The sequence below is a fragment of the Erythrobacter donghaensis genome (genome assembly GCF_002155425.1).
GTDB lineage: Bacteria > Pseudomonadota > Alphaproteobacteria > Sphingomonadales > Sphingomonadaceae > Erythrobacter > Erythrobacter donghaensis.
On the sequence record NZ_MUYG01000008.1, the window covers coordinates 69,674 to 87,722 of the forward strand.

Annotated in this window: 11 protein-coding genes; 4 read left to right on the forward strand and 7 right to left on the reverse strand. The window is 69.7% G+C overall.

All coding sequences use genetic code 11. The features are described from left to right. Genes BZF59_RS04865 through BZF59_RS04880 form a run of 4 tightly spaced genes read left to right on the forward strand, consistent with a single transcriptional unit; the run spans window position 1 to window position 5,960 of the window. The gene (locus BZF59_RS04865) at window positions 1–897 is read left to right on the forward strand and encodes a DUF58 domain-containing protein (protein WP_086607135.1); all 897 of its coding nucleotides are present in this window, start codon (window positions 1–3) and stop codon (window positions 895–897) included. 10 nt (window positions 898–907) lie between these two features. Beyond that, on the forward strand, window positions 908–2,050 hold the full coding sequence (locus BZF59_RS04870) for a BatA domain-containing protein (protein WP_086607136.1): 1,143 nt from the start codon (window positions 908–910) through the stop codon (window positions 2,048–2,050). Then, window positions 2,047–4,155: a DUF4175 family protein gene (locus tag BZF59_RS04875; protein WP_086607137.1), complete on the forward strand. Its 2,109-nt coding sequence runs from the start codon at window positions 2,047–2,049 to the stop codon at window positions 4,153–4,155. The genes BZF59_RS04870 and BZF59_RS04875 overlap by 4 nt, the downstream gene beginning before the upstream one ends. Beyond that, window positions 4,155–5,960 (forward strand): hypothetical protein, encoded by a 1,806-nt coding sequence (locus BZF59_RS04880; protein ID WP_086607138.1) that lies wholly within the window; start codon window positions 4,155–4,157, stop codon window positions 5,958–5,960. Before BZF59_RS04875 ends, BZF59_RS04880 begins: the two co-directional genes overlap by 1 nt. Here the strand turns inward: BZF59_RS04880 and BZF59_RS04885 are convergent. From BZF59_RS04885 to BZF59_RS04915, 7 genes are all read right to left on the reverse strand, one after another. Continuing rightward, a complete protein-coding gene (locus tag BZF59_RS04885) occupies window positions 5,941–9,279 on the reverse strand; it encodes a S41 family peptidase (RefSeq protein WP_086607139.1) in 3,339 nt (1,112 codons plus the stop codon). The genes BZF59_RS04880 and BZF59_RS04885 overlap by 20 nt on opposite strands. Before the next feature lie 110 nt (window positions 9,280–9,389). Next, window positions 9,390–10,187, reverse strand: coding sequence for a lipase family alpha/beta hydrolase (locus BZF59_RS04890; RefSeq protein WP_086607376.1), 798 nt, complete (start codon window positions 10,185–10,187; stop codon window positions 9,390–9,392). A 35-nt stretch (window positions 10,188–10,222) separates the two neighbouring features. Beyond that, the gene (locus BZF59_RS04895; protein WP_086607140.1) at window positions 10,223–11,698 is read right to left on the reverse strand and encodes a WS/DGAT/MGAT family O-acyltransferase; all 1,476 of its coding nucleotides are present in this window, start codon (window positions 11,696–11,698) and stop codon (window positions 10,223–10,225) included. A gap of 113 nt (window positions 11,699–11,811) precedes the next feature. Further along, a complete protein-coding gene (locus tag BZF59_RS04900; protein WP_086607141.1) occupies window positions 11,812–12,807 on the reverse strand; it encodes a DUF2891 domain-containing protein in 996 nt (331 codons plus the stop codon). Then, window positions 12,798–13,748: a DUF979 domain-containing protein gene (locus tag BZF59_RS04905; protein ID WP_086607142.1), complete on the reverse strand. Its 951-nt coding sequence runs from the start codon at window positions 13,746–13,748 to the stop codon at window positions 12,798–12,800. Before BZF59_RS04905 ends, BZF59_RS04900 begins: the two co-directional genes overlap by 10 nt. Then, window positions 13,745–14,416, reverse strand: coding sequence for a DUF969 domain-containing protein (locus BZF59_RS04910; protein WP_086607143.1), 672 nt, complete (start codon window positions 14,414–14,416; stop codon window positions 13,745–13,747). Before BZF59_RS04910 ends, BZF59_RS04905 begins: the two co-directional genes overlap by 4 nt. After that, window positions 14,413–17,982, reverse strand: coding sequence for a hydantoinase B/oxoprolinase family protein (locus BZF59_RS04915; protein WP_086607144.1), 3,570 nt, complete (start codon window positions 17,980–17,982; stop codon window positions 14,413–14,415). Before BZF59_RS04915 ends, BZF59_RS04910 begins: the two co-directional genes overlap by 4 nt. Window positions 17,983–18,049 lie beyond the last annotated feature (67 nt).

Sequence of the window (18,049 nt, forward strand, 5' to 3'; positions counted from 1 at the left end):
ATGGCGCGCGCGCCGCTCACCATCCCGCCGGAAATCCGCAGCCGGCTGAAGCGGCTGCGGCTGACGACCCGCCGCGACATGGGCTCACGCGGGTTCGGGATGCACGCCAGCCGCAACAAGGGCGCGGGCCTCGAATTCGCACAATACCGCGCTTACGAGCCGGGTGACGAGCCGCGCCGGATCGACTGGAAGCTGTTCGCCCGGTCGGACAAGTTCTTCGTGCGCGAGGCGGAGCAGGAAAGCCCGGTCTCGGTCTGGATCCTGACCGATGCGAGCGCCTCGATGGCGCAGGCCGACCGCGCGCGGCCCGATTGGCAGCGCATCGACGCTGCCGGGCTGCTCGCGCTGTGCACGGCGCAACTTGCCTTGATGCAGGGCGACCGCTTCGGCTGGATCGCGTTGCGTGATCATGGGCTGGTCGTTGCCGATCCGCACCGAGGTCGTGCGCAGTTCGAACGGATGCAGATCGAGCTTTCGCGGCTCGAAGGCGCGGGCGGTTTTCCCGACGCGCACGCCCTCGCGCCGCTGTGGGAGCGGATCGGCGCGAACGACCTTGTGCTGTTCCTCTCCGACTGTTTCGACGAAGGCGGGATCGCGCTGATCGAGCGGCTCGCCAAGGCCGGGCGCGAGGTGCTGGCGGTGCAATTGCTGACCGTCGAGGAGCGTGATTTCCCCTTCGATGGCGGCTACCGCTTCCTCGAACCGGAGACCGGCGAGGCGCTGATCGGTGACGGCAAGGCCCTGCGCGAGGATTTCCTCGCCCGCTTCGCCGCCGCGCGCGCCGCGCTGGCCGAGCGGCTCGACAAGGCCGGCATCCGCCACACCGCGCTGGTGCTCGACGAGAGCATCGACCGGCCACTCCACGTCTTTTTCGGCCGTGGAGCGCCGCCCCCGTGACCCCGCAAACATGACCCCGCTGCTGCTCGCCCCGCTCGGCCTTGCCGCGCTCGCTGCGCTGTTGGTACCGCTGCTGATCCACCTGCGCCGCCGGACCGAGGAGGTGCCGGTGGAGTTCGCCGCACTGCGCTGGCTCGACCCACGCCCGCGCCCGCGCAGCCGCTTGCGGTTCGACGAGTGGCTGCTGCTCGCGCTGCGGCTGCTGCTGGTGGCTTGCCTCGCGCTGCTGCTGGCGCGGCCTGCGGTGCTGGGATGGCATGACGACACGCCGCAGGTGCTGGTCGCCCCCGGCGTCGATCCCGCCGCTGCGCGCGCCGCTGCCGGCGAAGATGCAGAGTTGCGCTGGATCGCGCCGGACTTCCCCGATGTGGCAGACGGCACGCCGGTCCCCGATACGCCGGTATCGAGCCTCATCCGCCAGTTCGATGCCGAGCTGCCGGAAGGCACACCGCTGACAATCCTCGTGCCGCCGGTGCTGGGCGGGGTCGATGCCGGGCAGCTGCGCCTGACGCGCGAGGTGACCTGGCGGATCGTCGACAGTCCCGCCCTCCCGGTCGAAGCCGCTCCTCCACCAGCTCCGGCGCTGGCGGTGCGCCATGCCGAGGGACAGACAGCGCCGCTGCGCTACTTCCGCGCCGCTGCGCAGGCGTGGAGCACAGCGCCGCGGTTCGAGGCGGCAACCGGCGATGCGCTGCCGCCAGCCGATCAGGTGCTGGTCTGGCTCACCCCCGGCCCGGTTCCGCAGGCGGTCACCGACTGGATCGACGACGGCGGCACCGCGCTGCTCGGCGACACCGCCGCCATTGCCATGCCGGCGACCACGCAAACCCTGTGGGCGGACGAGGCCGGGCAGCCGCTGGTGGAGGGCGGGCCGCTGGGCGCAGGCCGGGTGCTGCGCTTCACCCGTCCGCTGGTGCCCGCGGCCATGCCCGACCTGCTCGCCCCGACCTTCGCCGAGAGCTTGCGCGATCTCGTCTCGCCCCCCGCCCCGCCCCCCGCGCGCGTCGACGCAGCCGCCTACGCGCCCACGGCAGGCGCCGCGCCCTATCCCCTGCCGCCGCGTGAGCTCTCCGCCTGGCTGGCGGTGCTGATCGCGCTCCTGTTCTGCGTCGAACGGTTCCTCGCCACCCGTCGCAAGCGGTTCGCCACATGAGCCGCCCGGTCGCCGCTGCCGAATGGCTCCGCCCGGCCCGCCGCCGCGCAGTCGCGGATCATGTCGCGATCTGGAGCCCGCTGGCGCTGGTGCTGGGCGCGCTGGGCTGGGCGCTGGAAGGATTCGCGCTCGCGCTGGGCCTGTTTGCGCTGGCCGCACTCGCGCTCGCATGGAGCGCCAAGAGCGTCGCCGCAAGGCTCGACCGGACATGGCTGGTGCGCAGTCTCAATGCGCGCGAGGCGGGACTCGAAGACAGCGCCGCGCTGGTCTTTGCCGCCGACGCGTTGACACCGTTTCAGCAGATGCAGGCCGACCGCATCGCCGCGCGACTCGCCACGCTCGACCCAGAGCGGCTGGCCGATAGCTGGTCGCAGCGGCGCATCGCGCTCGCCTGGGCGCTTGGCGCGGCGGCGCTAGCGGCCATTGCTTGGTGGCAGACGCAGCAGTCCGCCCCGCCCCCGCTCGCCCCAACCGCCGAGGCAACCGCCACGCCCCCCGCCGCGCCGCGCCTCGTCGGACAGCGCGTGCGGATCGTGCCCCCGGCCTATACCGGCCTCGCGCCCAGTTTTTCCGACAGCCTCGACATCCGCGCGCCGGCGGGATCGCGCATCGAATGGACGTTCGGCTTCGACCCCGCCCCCGCCTCCGCCGCGCTGCAACTGGTCGGCGGCCAGCGTATCCCGCTGTCGCAAGGCGACGACGGGTGGAGCGGCGCGCTGCGGCTCGATGTGCCCGCGCTCTACCGGGTCACTGCGGCGGGAATGGAAGGCGAACTGCCCGCCCACCGGCTCGAACCCATCCCCGACGAGCCGCCGCAGGTGCGCGTAGTCGAGCCTGCCTCGGGCCTCGTCACCATGACCCCCGGTCAGCGCAGCTGGCGTATCGTCTTCGAGGCGAGCGACGATTACGCGGTCGATCCGCTCGCCCGGCTGACACTAACCACCGCGATCGGCCAGGGCGAGAACGTGCGCTTTGCCGAGCGCAGCCAGACCGTGCGCGGGACGGGCGATCCGCGGCGGCGACGCTTCGTGATCGACCTGCCGCTGGCAGCCTTCGGGCTCGAGCCGGGGAGCGATCTGGTCGCCCAGCTGACCATCGCCGACACGCGCTCCCCCAGCCCCCAGATGGTGCGCGGCCCCGGCTTGATCCTGCGTTACCCCGCCCCGCAGCCACCGCAGGCCGAGGGGCTCGACCTCATGGCCAAGCAGCAGATGCCCGCCTATTTCCGCAGCCAGCGGCAGGTGATCATCGACACCGAGGCGCTGATCAGGCAGCGCGGTAGCCTCTCCGCCGATGAATTCATGGTGCGCTCGGACACCATCGGGGTCGATCAGCGGCTGTTGCGGCTGCGCTACGGCCAGTTCGTCGGGATGGAGGCGGAAGAGGCACCGCGCCCGCCGCTCCCCACCGCCGACAAGGACGAGCCCGCCGAGCCCGAGCACTACGATGGCGACGGCCACGATCACGGCGCGGCACCCGAAAGCCCGATTTTCGGATCGCTCGGCGATGTCACTGCCGAATATGGCCACGTCCACGACGAGAGCGAGGCGGCGACCCTGCTCGATCCCGATACGCGGGAGCTCCTGAAGAAGGCGCTCGATGCAATGTGGCAGGCGGAGGTGAGCCTTCGCACCGGCAAGCCGGAAGCGGCGCTGCCGTTCGAGAACACAGCCCTCGACTATATCAAGCAGGTGCAGCAGGCGAGCCGGATCTACCTGCCGCGCATCGGATCGCAGCAACCGCCGATCGACATGACGCGGCGGCTGACCGGCAAGCGCGCAGGGATCGTTGGCAAGGGCGCACAGCTGACGCCCTTTGCCATCGACGATGCCGTGCCCGCGACCGCATGGCGCGCGCTGGCGCAGCCGGGGGCGATCGACCTTGCCGGGCTCGACCAGTGGGTGCGCGCCAACACTGGGCGCATCCGCGATCCGCTGAGCGTGCTCGCCGCGATTGATCGGCTGCGCGCAGCACCGCAATCGCGGGCCCTGCGCGAAAAGCTGCGCGGCGCGCTGTGGACGGTGCTCACCCGCCCGCCGACGACCGTCCACCGCCGCCCTGACGGTGGCACGCTGGGCCGCCGCTACACCGAGGGCCTGCGTTGATGCCCGATGCGCAAACCCTAGCTGCGCTGCTGATCGGCGCAGGTGCGCTGGCAGCAGCGGTGCGGCTCCTGCTGCTGCGGCGCGGGTGGGCGGGCGGCGCGCTCGCGGCACTTTCGCTGGCCAGCGGGGCGCTGCTCTGGCTCACGCTGTTCCCGCCGCTGCTCCCGGTGGGGGGCGAGACGCTGGTGGTGGCGACCGCCGAGAGCCCTCCCGGCACCCGTGCCGCGCCCGGAGAGCGGCTGGTCGCCCTGCTCGAAGCCCCCGCCCTCGCCGGGGCAGAGCGCGTGCCCGATCTCGCAACCGCGCTGCGCCGTCATGGACAGGTGCAGCGTTTGCGGATTGTGGGACGCGGCCTGCCTGCGCGTGATCGTGACGCCGATGCCGGACTGCCCACCCGCTTTGACCCGCTGCCCCTACCGCGCGGTCTCGTCCGGCTCGATCCGCCTGCCGACACTCCGGCGGGAGGGGTGTTCGCGCTGGGCGGCGCGGCGCAGGGCTTGGAGGGCGGGACGGCGGAGCTGCTCGATCCGGCGGGCCGCGTGGTCGATAGCCGCGTGATCGGCGCAGACGGCGCCTTCACGCTCGGTGCCGCCGCCCGCGCACCGGGCCTCGCGACCTTCACGCTCAGGCTGCGCGCAACCGACAAGGCGCTGGTTTCGGACACCCCCGTTCCGCTGCGCACCCTCGCCGCGCCTGAGCCCTTGCGCGTGGCGCTGATCGGTGCCCCCTCGCCCGAGGCGAAGTATCTGCGCCGCTGGGCCGAGGATGCGGGGTTCGACCTTGGCTCCAGACTCAATGCGGGGGCAGGTGTCGATCTGGGCGGAGGCGGCGGCGTACGGCTCGATGCCGCCTCGCTGCGCAAGACCGATGTGGTGATCATCGACGATACCGCGCTCGCCGGCCTCGGCGGCGGCGGGCGCGCGGCGCTGGCGCAGGCGGTTGCGGGCGGGCTCGGCGTGGTGGTGCGGATGACCGGCCCGGCCTCGGCGGCCAGTCGCGGCCAGTGGCGCTCGCTCGGGCTGGCCGTGGAGGGCGGCACCGAGGCCGCGCCGATCGCACTTCCCCCTCTCGCCGCAGACGCCGATGCGCTCGCCGCGCTGCGGGGGCCTGGGAGCGGGGATGCGCCCGCCGGTCTCAACACGCTCGAAGACCCCGTCCCCGAACTTGGACGCTGGGCCGTCAGCGCCGGGTCGCAACTCGTGCCGGCCGTCACCGATGCCGAGGGCGCTTTGGTGGCCGGCTGGCAGCAGCGCGGACAGGGTCGGGTGTTGCTGTGGACGATGCCCGAAAGCTTCGCGCTGGTGCTGAGCGGGCAGAGCGATCGCTATGCGCAATGGTGGAGCAGGGCCCTCAGCGCCGTGGCCCGGCCCGACCGGCAATTCCGCCCGACGCTGGCACCGCTGGTGCAGACGGGCGAGCGCATGGCGATCTGCGGGCTGGCCGAGGGCGCTCGGATCACCGCTCCCGACGGCGCCGAAACCGCGCTTGCCATCGATCCGGCGGCAGGAGCGGCGGGCTGCGCGGCGTTCTGGCCCAAGGTCGCAGGGGTCTACACGATCCTCCAGCCCGGCGATGAGGCGGAGGCTCGGTTCGACTTTCTCGTGCTCGTCGAAGGGGCCTTGCAGACGATCCGCGCGGCCGAGACGGGCGCGGCCACCGCCCTCTGGGCGGCGCGGCAAGATGCCCCCTCCGCCCGCACCCCGCCCGAGCGGCGCGGGCCGGCGTGGCCGTGGCTGCTCGGCTGGCTGGCGCTGACCGCAGCTCTATGGTGGGGCGAGCGCCGCCTCAGGAACGCGGCGGCCTGACATCGCCTCCCGGCGTGCCGAGCGGCGGGAGCGGCTGCGGCACCAGCGCGGGCACCGGCTCGCGCGCGATGGTTTCCTTGAGGAGACCAACCGCGGCTTCAAGCTGCGCATCGCTGCCCTCGAAGGTCGCGTGCGGCAAGTTTTCCACCTCGCGGTCGGGCGATACTCCGCGCCCCTCGACGATCCAGCGGCCGTCGATCGCATATTGCGCGTTCTCCGCCGCACGCACCATGCCGCGATCGGCGAGGCTGTTGCGGTCCGATAGCCAGATCCCCGCTCCCGCCGTGCGCGTACCCACCAGCGGGGCGATGCCCAGCGCCTTGACCGCCGCGGCAAAGGTCTCGCCATCGGAATAGGTGCGCTCGTCGATCAGCACCGCGACATGGCCGCGATAGGCGTTCTGCATGTTGGTGGTGGCAATTCCGCTGCCATCGGGCTCGGCCCAGAAGGCCCAGGCGCGGCGCAACAGCATGGCGACGATGAAGCTGTCGATATTGCCGCCGCTGTTGCCGCGCACATCAATGATCAGCCCCGGCTTTTCGAGCAGCGGGAAGTAGTCGCGGGCGAAGCTGGCAAGATCGTTCGGCCCCATCGCGCGCAAGTGCAGATAGCCGATCTGCCCGCCGGAAAGCTGCGCGGTCGCGGCCCGCTTGGCCTCGACCCAGTCGCGGTAATGCGCGATGTAATTGCCATCCAGCGTCATCGGCTCGACAATCGCACTGAGCCTGCGCCCCGCACGCGTCAGATCGAGCCGCACCTGCTGCCCAGCCTTGGCGGCGAGCGCGGTCTGGAGGTCGGCATGGGTGGCGACCGCACGGCCATCGATCATCCGGATCACGTCGCCCTCGCGCACGTCGACGCCGGGGCGGCGCAGCGGCGGGCGCAGGTCGACCAGATCGGCCTCGGCGCGCAAAATCGTGTCAATCCTGAGCCCGCCTTCGACCGGTGTGACCTTCGCACCGAGGAAGGCCATCGCCGGGTTCTCGCGGTCGCCCGGCACCTCGCCCCCGCGCACCTGACTGTGCAGGATCCCGATTTGCGAGGCCATCTCGCCCAGCACCACATCCAGCTCGGCGCGGCTGCCGATCCGGTCGAGGAACGGCTCGCGCGCGGCCCGCACCGCGTTCCAGTCGACCCCGCGCAGCGCCGGATCGTAGAGGAAATCGCGATGCAGCCGCCACGCGTCCACGAACATCTGCCGCCATTCGGCGCGCGGATCGATGGTCAGCCGCCAGTCGCCCAGCCGCACCTGATGCGGCCCCGGCTTGTCGGGCTGCTTGGCCGCTGCCGGAACCAGCCACAGCTGCGGCTTGTCATTGGGCCCGCCGAGGATCAGCGCCGTCTCGCGGTCGGCGGACAGCTCCATGCCCCGCGCACCGGGGGCGAAGACCTCCTCGCGCGGGTCCTTCTTGTCGATTGCGATCGAGACCAGATTTTCGTCGCGCCGGGTGTAGAGGAACTTTTCGGTCGCCAGCAGGAAGCCCTCGACCCCCGGCTTGACCGGAAGCTTGTAGAGCCGCTCGGCCACGCCATCGAGCACGATGTTGGCTTTGGCTTTATCGGCCTTGGCGCCCTTGTCCTTGCCCTTGCCGGCCTTTTGCGGGGTCTCGTCCGGGGCGGCGGTCTCGCTCGCTTCGGTTTCGGCGTCGGGCTCGGCGGTGCGGGTCAGCTCGTTGTCCTCGCGCATCCGGAACGCGGCCTTGGGATCGAGCTGGAGCGCATAGGCCTCGCCGCGTTCGCGGAAGGCGGGGCCCATGTTGCGATCCCCCCACGGCGCACCGGGCGAGGGGGTGAAATTGCGGTCGGAGAGGAAATAGAGCCAGGCCCCGTCATGCGCGAAGGCCGGGGCATAGCTGTTGTACTTGCCGGAGGTCGCCTGCACCCGCTGCCCGGTTACAAGGTTCTGGATGATGATGTCGGCGGTGTTGCCGCCATTGGTCGTTCCCGCTTCGGCATAGGCGATGTGGCTGGAATCGGGCGCGAAAGCGAGGTCGAAGAAGGCATCGTCGCTCCCCGTGGCGTTGCGCGCCAGCAGCGTCACGCGGCCGGTGGCGACATCGACCTTCTGCAGCCGCGCTTCCTTGTCCCAGACCACGATCGTCTTGCCGTCGGGGGCGATGGCGAAGGACCAGATGTGCGCATCATAGCCCTTGGTGATCGGAACCGGCGTGCCGGTGCCATCGGCGGGCATGGCGACGATGTCGCCGCGATCGCCGGAATCGAGGATCATCATCACCCGCTTGCCATCGGGCGTCGGCACCGCCTGCCGCGCGCGGGCGGCGAGCGGCACGGGCAGTTCCACGCGCCGGATCTGGCCCGGCGCGGCGAGCGTGGTGCGCCCGCGCGCGGTCACCGCCACGCCTTCGCCCGACGGCGCGATCCGCGCACTCTCGAACCAGCGCAGCGGGTCTTCCAGTGCGCGCACGCGGGTCTGTTCGCGGTCGGTGACGAGGTCGATGCCGATCTTGCGCAACTCGCCGGTACTGGCGCTGAACACGTGGAGATCCGCGCCGTTCTGGAGGAAAATCTCGCCCGCATCCTGATAGGTCTGCAGCACCGGGAAAGGGAGTTCGCCCGACATCCGGCGCACGTCGCTGCCATCCTCGGCGACCGACCAGACCGCGTCCTTGCCGCTCTTGTCGGAGACGAACCAGATGCGCCCGCCATGCGCCATCGGCATCCGGATCGGCGCACCGAAATCGGCGAGCAATTGCACCGCCTCGGCCTCGGAACCGCCATCCCAGCGCCACAGCTGCTCCATCCCCCCGCCGCGATAAAGCACGGCATTGTCACGCGCCCGGGCATAGAGCCCGCGCCGGGTGACGAACAGCGTCCGCCCGTCCGCGCCATAGGTCGCATCATTGGCGCGCCACAACGGCACGGGCTGCGCCGCGCCGCCTGCCGGATCGACCGTGTGGAGCACCTCCCCCTGCCCGCCGCCGGTGATAGAGGACGAGAAAATCACCCGGCCATCGGGCGTCCAGCCGATCGTGCGCACAAAGCCGCCCTCGAAGGTCACCCGCTGCGGCCTGCCGCCGGCGACCGGCATGACATAGACATCGCGGTCGCTGTCGTAGCTGGCGGTGAAGGCGATCATGGTGCCATCGGGCGAGATGTGCGGCTCGCTCTCCTCGCCCTCGTGATTGGTGAGCCGGATCGCGCTCCCACCGCTGCGAGCGCTGCGCCACAGATCGCCTTCGCTGGCGAAGACCAGCACATCGCCGCTGGCCGCAGGGTGCTGGTAGAACCCCTCCTCGGCGGTCGCTGGCAGTGCGGCAAGGGCAAGCAGGCTGGCGGCACCGAGGAACAATGGCTTCATCGAAAGGCTCCGTGAATGGCTGTCACGGAGTGAATGTCGCGCTTTGCCGGATCGCGCAAGCGGGCCTGTGTACGGGGCGTGTCAGCGCAAGCCTTGATCCTCGTGACGGCCTAGTCGAGCGCAGTCTTGGGGAACATCCACCGCGTCGCGGCGGGCGGCGCGAAGGGCTCCCAGTGGCCCTCGGGCTGCGCGAGGCGATCGGCAATCGCAAGCATGACGCTGGGGTTGACCCCAAGCCCGCAATGGCTGGCATAGACCTCGATGTTTTCGGTCGGCGTCGCGCCCGGCTTCTGCACCGATCCGCGCCAGTGGACGATGCCGTCGGTCTTGGTGAGGATCGAGGTGGTCGGCACAGGCGGCGCCTGATCCAGCCGCCGGAAGCGCCCGCCGCGCATTGGCTCGGGCTCCTTGCCGTTGAGCAGTTCGAACAGGCGCGAGGCATTGGTGTGATTGCGGTCGTCCGAAATCGGGCTGCCGAGACTGATCACCAGCCGCACCCGGTCGGGGTGAAGCTTGGCCAGCTCGCGCGCCAGCACCCCGCCGAGGCTCCAGCCGACCAGCGAAACCTTGCGCCCGCTATCGTCGTTCAGCCGCATGAGCTGCGCTTCGAGCCGGGCGATCAGCGCATTGTCGACCCGGATATTGCGCCCGCTGTCCCAGCCATGCGCGTCGTAGCCCAGCCGCGCCAGCAGCCGCCGCATCGGCACGGTGGAGCTGTTGCTGGCCATGAAGCCCGGCAGCACCTTCACCGCGTGTCCATCGCCCTTGGGCAGATGCGCGAGCAGAGGTCGGCTCATGAAAAACGCGCCCAGCTCGAACATGGCACGCCCTTCGGCGAGCGTCCAGATCCGGTTCGGCGGGCGCGGCGGCGTTTCGAAGATCGTGTCAGTCGCGGCGGCAGTGGCCATGCTTTTGTCCTTTGTTGTTATGGTCTTGCGGCCGGTCATGCAGGCTGGGCTTTGCCGGTGGCGCGTTTGCGCCGCTTGGCAGGTTCGGGCTTGGCTTCAGGAGCGGCAGCAGCGGTGGCTGCGGCCAGCAGCTCGGCGAAACTGTCGGTGATGCAACCGACGTAGACATCGGGATCGGGGAGCAATTCGCGGTCGGCGGTGAAGGCGATGGTCGCCTCGTCGCAATAGGATTGCACCACATGGCCGAGGCCGAGCCCGTCGGTGAGGCACAGCAGCCCCATCATGCTCTCCAGCCGGGCGCCTGCAAAGTGGATCGGCACCGGCGGGCCGGGCACGTTGGTGACGATGGTGGTGAACGGCGGGGCCGCGCCGCGATTGGCGAGGCCCAGGCGGGTGTAGAGCTGCGCGCCCAAGGCCATGAACAGCGCCGGGGAAACCTTGCTCATTTCAGTCATGTTGCGCGCGCCGATGGCGTCGGACATGGCCTTGGAATTGGCGGTCTGCGAATAAACGAACGCGAGCCGCCCGGCCGGGTCTTCGATATGCGTGCCGAGCGGCGCGATCATGGCTGCGACCTGATTGCCCATGTCGCCCTTTTCCGTGCCCGCGCGGACCGAGATCGGGGCCATGGCGGTGAGCGTCTTCTTCGGCAGGTCGTCCTTGGAGAGGAGATAGCGGCGCAGCGCTCCGCCGATGATGGCGAGGAACACGTCATTCACCTTCGCGCCTTCCGCCAGCGCGCGGATCGCCTTGATCTCGGCGAGCTTGAAGCTCTTCCCCTCGACCACGCGGTGCGGGCTGATCGCCCGGTTGAAGCGCGACTTGGGCGCGATGAGATCGGGGCTGACGGTGAAGTCCTTGACCACTAGGCCTTTGATTGCCTTCGCCAGTCCGGGCGCGGCCTTGGCGGCGACTTCCAGTTGCTTGAGCGGATTTGTCACCGCGTTGAAATAGCTCTTGCCGAGCAGTTCGATGGGATTGGGGATGCGCTCGGGCTTCCACGTATCGGGGGTGCTCGGAGGCGGATCGCCGGGGCGCAGGGTGTGGAGCGCCTCCATCAGGTCGATCCCGCTCATCCCGTCAATCGCGGCGTGGTGAACCTTGGTCACCATCGCGAAGCTGCCGGGGGTTACGCCGGGGACATTGTCCAGCCCCTCGACCACGGTGAACTCCCACGGCGGGCGATCGAGATCCAGCGGGCGGGCGAAGATGCGCGCGGCCTGAATGCAGAGCTGCCGCCAGTCGCCGGGCTTGGGCAGGGCGATATGGCGCACGTGATATTCGAGATCGAAGTCCGGATCCTCGACCCAATAAGGGTAATCGAGATCGAACGGCACCCGCACCAGCCGCTGGCGCATGGTGCGGCTCAGCTGCGCGCGCTCGCCGATAAATTGCAGGATGTCCTTGAAGCGCACGAAGCTGCCGGGCGCGGTCTCAGGATTGTAGACGAGGATCGAGCCGATGTGCATCGGCGAATTGCGCGTTTCCAGCGCCACGAAGGACGCATCCATCCCCTGCAATTGGCGCAAGGTTCTCTCCCCGGAATGCCCTCTTGATGAGGATTTATTGCGCGCAAGGCTAACAGACGCACTGGCGCGGTCAACTTGCCGCCCCCGTAAGGCGCTTACGTCGCGGCGCGGGGAAGCAGCGCCAGCAGCGCGAAGCTCGCCAGCCAGTGTTCGCCCATGTAATCGCCCGCGACATGGGGGAGCGCGGCGGCGAGGTGGTCTGCGGCGCGGCGTTGCAGGAGGTCGTCCGGCGCGGTGCGGCCGAGCGCGCGGGCGATGTCCTTGAGGCACCAGGCGCGGCTGAGGTTCAGCCCGTCGAGGTGCGCGATCTTGCCGTCCGAGCGGTCGGAGACGGTGACGGAGCGGCATTCGCGCTCCAGCCAGCCGTTGGCCTCGACCAACCGCTCGAACCACGGCGCGAAGGCGAGGTGGGGCAGGACCTCGCTCATCAGCAGCGCAGCAGTGAGGACGGGGGAGAGGAATTCGTCGCCGCCCGGCTCCCAACCGGCATAGTCGCGCCGGTGGGCGAAGGCGCGGGTGGCCCAGTCGTCGATCAGGGTGACGAGTTCGGGGTCACGCTCAATCGCCCAGCGCCGCGCCAGCACCAGCGCAAAGGCGGTGTTGAAATGCGTGCCGACGGTGATCGGATAGGTGAGGATGTTCAGATAATCGTGTAGCCGCTTGGCAAAGGCGCGCGCCAGCGGTTCGAGCCTTTCGCCCCACGCCTTGTCTCCGTGCCGCGCGGCTTCGTGATGCAGATACATCAGCCAGCCCCAGCCATAGGGTCGCTCGAACCCGCGTGCCGAGGGGCGTTCCAGATAGGCCAGTTCCGTCGCCAGCTTCTCGGGCGTGAAGGTCGTGTCGGCCAAGGCCTCGATCTGCGCAGCCTCAGGCATGTCGGGATAGAGCCGCCGCAGCGTCAGCAGCGTCCACCAGCCGTGGACGCAGGAATGCCAGTCGAAACTGCCGAAGAACACCGGATGCGCGGCTTGCGGCAGGCGCAGATCCTCCGGCCCGGTGAAGACATGGTCGTCCTTGTAGGGAAAAGGCCGCGCCACATGGCCCAGCGCAATCGCGGCAAAGCGGCGGGCGGTGTCCTCGGTCAGTTCCACAGCCAGAAGCCCCCCACATAGATGATCACGACATTGCACGCCCACAGCGGCACGGCGGTGCCGATCTGCTGGCGGATCACGCCGTTCTCGTCCTTCAATTCGAGCAGCGCGGCGGGGACGATGTTGAAATTCGCCGCCATCGGAGTGAGCAGCGTGCCGCAGAAACCTGCCAGCATCCCGACCGCGCCGATCACTGCCGGGTTGCCGCCATATTCCCCGATCAGCAGCGGGATACCGATCGCCGCCGCCATCACCGGGAAGGCGGCGAAGGCATTGCCCATGATCATGGTGAACATCGCCATGCCGAGGGCGAAAACGACGACGGTCAGGAACACACTGCCTTCAGAAATGATGCCCTGCGCCACGCCGCCGATGATCTCGCCCACTCCCGCCAAGGCGAAGACCGCGCCCAGCGCTGCCAGCATCTGCGGCAGGATCGCCGCCCAGCCGATCGAATCGAGCAGCCGCCGCCCTTCCTCGGCCGGAGCCATCAGCGGCGGACGCAGCCACACCATCGCCCCGGCGAGCGCCGCGACGACGCCCACGCCGAACAGGATCAGCGTCTCGCGCCGCGCCTCGAACAGTCCCGTCTCGCCGAAGGGCGTGTAATTGTAGAGCAACGTGCCCGCGACCGCCGTCAACGGCACGACCAGCGCAGGCAGGAACAATCGGTTGCCGAGCTGCGCTGCAAAGGCCTGCCGCTGCGCGGGCGATGTCGTGGGCGGATCGCTGCGCTTGAGCCCGCCCAGCCCGGCAATCGCGACCATCGCCAGCACCAGCCCGCCATTGGCAAGGTCGGAAAGGTGGCTGCCGAGCAGAAAGCTTGCCGCCAGCAGCCCCCAGAAGGCGGCATTGCCCCAGCGCCTATCCTTCGCCGACAGTGCCGCCCAGACCGCAAAACCCGCTCCGGCGAGCACATAGAGCCACTCGTAAGTGATCATTTGCCCGCCCTCCCCAGCCGCCGGTCGAAGGCGAGAATGCGGCCGGCGTGGATCACGAAGGCGCAGATCGCGGTCGGGATCGCCCAGACCGAGAGTTCCAGCGGCGTAAGCGGATAGCCCGCCGCCTCGAACACGCCCTGGATCAGCAGGATCGAGGCGATGGCGAAGAAGATGTCCTCGCCGAAGAACAGGCCGACATTGTCGGTCGCGGCAGCCATCGCCTTGACTTCGTCCCGCGCGTCCTCGGACAGGTCGCCGTGGGTCTTGACCGCGGCGGCCTCGGCCATGGGAGCGACCAGCGGGCGGACGGCTTGCGGATGCCCGCCGATGTCCTTCATTCCCAAGGCCGAGGCCAGCTGGCGGAAGGCGAGATAGGCGACCAGCAGCTTGCCCATGGTCGCCCCGCGCATCCCTTCGATCACCGCGCGGGCGCGCTGCTGCAGACCGTAGCGTTCGAGCAACCCAATCACCGGCAGGATGATCCACGTCACCGAGATATAGCGGTTGTCGTTGAAGGCCTTGCCCAGCGCCTCGATCACCGCGACGAGGTCAAACCCCGCCAGCACGCCCGTCGCCAGCGCGGCGCTGACCACCACCAGCAGCGGGTTGAAGCGCAGCGCAAAGCCCAGAACGACGATGGCGATCCCCGCCAGCGGCCAGTAGTTCATTCCTGTGTTTCCCCAAAGCCCCCGCCGCCGGGCGTCAGGATCACGAAGGTGTCGCCCGGCTGCATTGCCGCCGATCCGGTCGCGCCCAAGTCCTCGCGCGTGCCGCCGGCGCGTTCGATCCAGTTCCGCCCCGGCGCCGGATCGCCCCCGCCCGCGAGCCCGCGCGGGGGCACCTTGCGGCGATTGGCGAGCATGTTGGCGCGCATGGCTTCGAGGAAGGTCACGCGCCGCACCACGCCATCGCCGCCGCAATGCCGCCCTGCCCCGCCCGATCCGCGGCGGATGGCGAATTCGTCCAGCCGCACCGGCAGGCGGGTTTCGAGGATTTCGGGATCGGTCAACCGGCTGTTGGTCATATGGGTCTGCACTGCGCTTGTTCCGTCATGGTCCGGCCCCGCGCCGGAGCCGCCGCAGATCGTCTCGTAATATTGGTGCGCTTCGTTGCCGAAAGTGAAGTTGTTCATCGTTCCCTGCGACGGCGCGAGCCTGCCGGTGGCGGCGAAAAGTGCGTCTGTGACGACCTGACTGGTTTCGACATTGCCCGCCACCACCGCCGCGCCGGGGCGCGGGTTCAGCATCGAGCCTTCGGGCACGATCAGCGTCACCGGCCGCAGGCAGCCGTCGTTCATCGGGATCGCGTCGTCGATCAGCGTGCGCAGCACATAGAGCGCGGCGGCGCGGGTGATCGAGCGCGGGGCGTTGAAATTGTCGGGCAGCTGATCGCTTGTGCCGGTGAAGTTGAACACCGCCGAGCGGTCCTGCCGGTCGATGCGGATCGCCACCTGCACCTGCGCGCCATTGTCCATCGGATAGGCGAAAGCGCCATCCTCCAGCCCGCTGAGCAAGCGGCGCACGCTTTCCTCGGCATTGGCGAGGACGTGGTTCATATAGGCGGCGAGCACCTCTGCTCCATGCTCGCGCGCTGCGCCTGCGAGTAACTCCGCACCGCGCGTGCAGGCGGCGAGCTGCGCGCGCAGATCGGAAAGGTTGCGGTCGGGATTGCGGGCGGGGAACTGCGCTGTCGCCAGCGCAGCGCGGATGGCCGCCTCGCAGAACCGGCCCTTGTCGACCATCAGCAGATTGTCGATCAGCACGCCCTCGTCGGCGATGGTGCGGCTTTCGGGGGGCATGGAGCCGGGGGCGATCCCGCCGATATCGGCATGATGCCCCCGCGCGGCGACGAAGGCGTCAGGCTCCTCGCCCGCATCGCCATAGAACACCGGCACGATCACCGTGATGTCGGGCAGGTGTGTGCCGCCGCGATAGGGATCGTTGAGGACATAGGCGTCGCCCCTGCGGAAGCCCCTGCCATCCCGCGCCGCGCCTCTGGCCTCAATCACCCGCGCGATGGAGTCCCCCATGCTGCCCAGATGCACCGGAATATGCGGCGCATTGGCGATCAGCGCTCCGCTCGCGTCGAACAGCGCGCAGGAGAAATCGAGCCGCTCCTTGATGTTCACCGAGGTCGCGGTGGATTGCAGCACCACGCCCATTTCCTCGGCGATGGCCATGAAGAGGTTGTTGAAAATCTCGAGCCGTACCGGGTCGACCGCCGTGCCCGCCGCCCGTTCGCGGGCGAGCGGCGCGGTGCGGGTGAGGACGAGGCTACTCTCGTCCGCCAGCCGCGCCTGCCAGCCTTCCTCGACCACGGTGGTCGAGCCGGGGTCGATGATCAGCGCGGGCCCGGCCACCGTCTCGCCCGGCTTCAGCGCGGTGCGCGCCACCACCGGCCAGTCGCCGGGCAGCATCGCCGCGACCTCAGCCGTGGTTGCGGGAAGGCCCGCAGCCCCTGCCAGCCCGCCCGACCGGCCCCGCGCCTCGACACTCAGCGCCTCGACGATGATCGTGCCTTCCGCATCGGAATAGCCGAAGCGTTCGCGGTGGAGTCGGCGGAAGGCTGCATCCATCGCCGCCGCCTCGTCGCAGGGGATCGCCAGCAGGCTGTCGCTCCCTGCAAAACGGAGGCGTGCGCGAAGCTCGGTGCGGATCGCCTCGGCGGCGATGCCCTGATCCAGCAGATCGCTCCGCGCCTGTTCTTCCAGCGCGGCGAGTTCCTTCGCGAAACTTTCGCCCAGTGGCCGCATCAGGCTGACCTCGCGGATCGCTTTCACCGGGGCGAGACCGATGCCATAGGCCGAAAGCATCCCGGCGAGCGGATGCACCAGCACGGTCTCCATCCCCAGCGCATCGGCGACGCGGCACGCATGCTGGCCGCCCGCTCCGCCGAAGCAGGCGAGCGCATAGGTCGTCACGTCATGCCCGCGCGCGACCGAGATCTTGCGGATCGCCGCCGCCATGTTGTCGATGGCGATGGCGAGGAAGCCTTCAGCGATAGCTTCGAGGCTGCGCGGCTCGGGGAGTGCGGCGGCGACCTCCTCCAGCCGTGCGCGGGCCGCTTCGGGGTCGAGCGGTTCATCGCCGTCCGGGCCGAACACGGCAGGGAAGAAGGCGGGGTCGATCCGCCCGAGGAACAGGTTGCAGTCGGTGACCGTCAGCGGCCCGCCCTTGCGGTAGCAGGCGGGGCCGGGGTCGGCACCGGCGCTCTCCGGCCCGACACGAAAACGCGCACCGTCGAAGCGGCAGATCGAGCCTCCGCCCGCCGCCACGGTGTGGATCTGCATCATCGGTGCGGCGACCCGGACACCTGCCACCACGCTGTCGCCGGTCAGCTCGACCGCACCCGCATAATGCGCGACATCGGTGCTGGTGCCGCCCATGTCGAAGCCGATCAGGCGGTTGTGACCGAGCGGTTCGCACGCTGCCACCATCCCCACCACCCCGCCGGCCGGGCCCGAGAGGATCGCATCCTTCCCCCGAAACGCGCCGACCTCCGCCAGCCCGCCATTCGATTGCATGAACCTGAGCGCCCCCGTCGCCGGCAGGCTCGCCGCCAGCTGATCGGTGTAGCGCCGCAGTACGGGGGAAAGATAGGCATCGACCACGGTTGTATCCCCGCGCGGGATCAGGCGGATCAGCGGCGCGACCTCGTGGCTGACGCTGACCTGCGCAAAGCCTGTTTCGCGCGCGATCTCCGCCAGCCGCGCCTCGTGCGCGCGATACTGCCAGCCGTGCATCAGCACGATGGCGAGCGCATCGAAGCCCTCGGCGCGAAGCCCCTCGAAGGCTGCGCGGGCCGCAGCCTCGTCGAGCGCGCGCAGTACCGTGCCGTCCGCTGCGACGCGCTCTTCGATCTCGACCACTCGCGCGGGCAGTTGCTCGGGGAGCACGATATGGCGCGCGAAGATGTCGGGCCGCGCCTGTGTGCCGATCCGCAGGGCATCGGCAAAGCCGCGCGTGATCGCCAGCGCCAGCCGCTCGCCCTTGCGCTCCAGCAGGGCATTGGTGGCGACCGTGGTGCCGATCCTGAGCTCGGCGACCGGCCCATCGCCATATTGCGCCATAAGCCGCCGCACCGCCTCGCTCGCGGCGTCGGCATAGTGGCCCGGATTTTCGGACAGCAGCTTGGCCGTCACCAGCTGGCCGTCAGGCGTGGTGGCGACGACATCGGTAAAGGTGCCGCCGCGGTCGACCGCAAAGCGCCAGGCGGGAGATTGTGTCACAGGCATGCCGCCCGAGTGTCGTCCAGTGCTGGCAACAAAGCAACCGCGGCGTCCGCCCTACCCGATGTTGGTT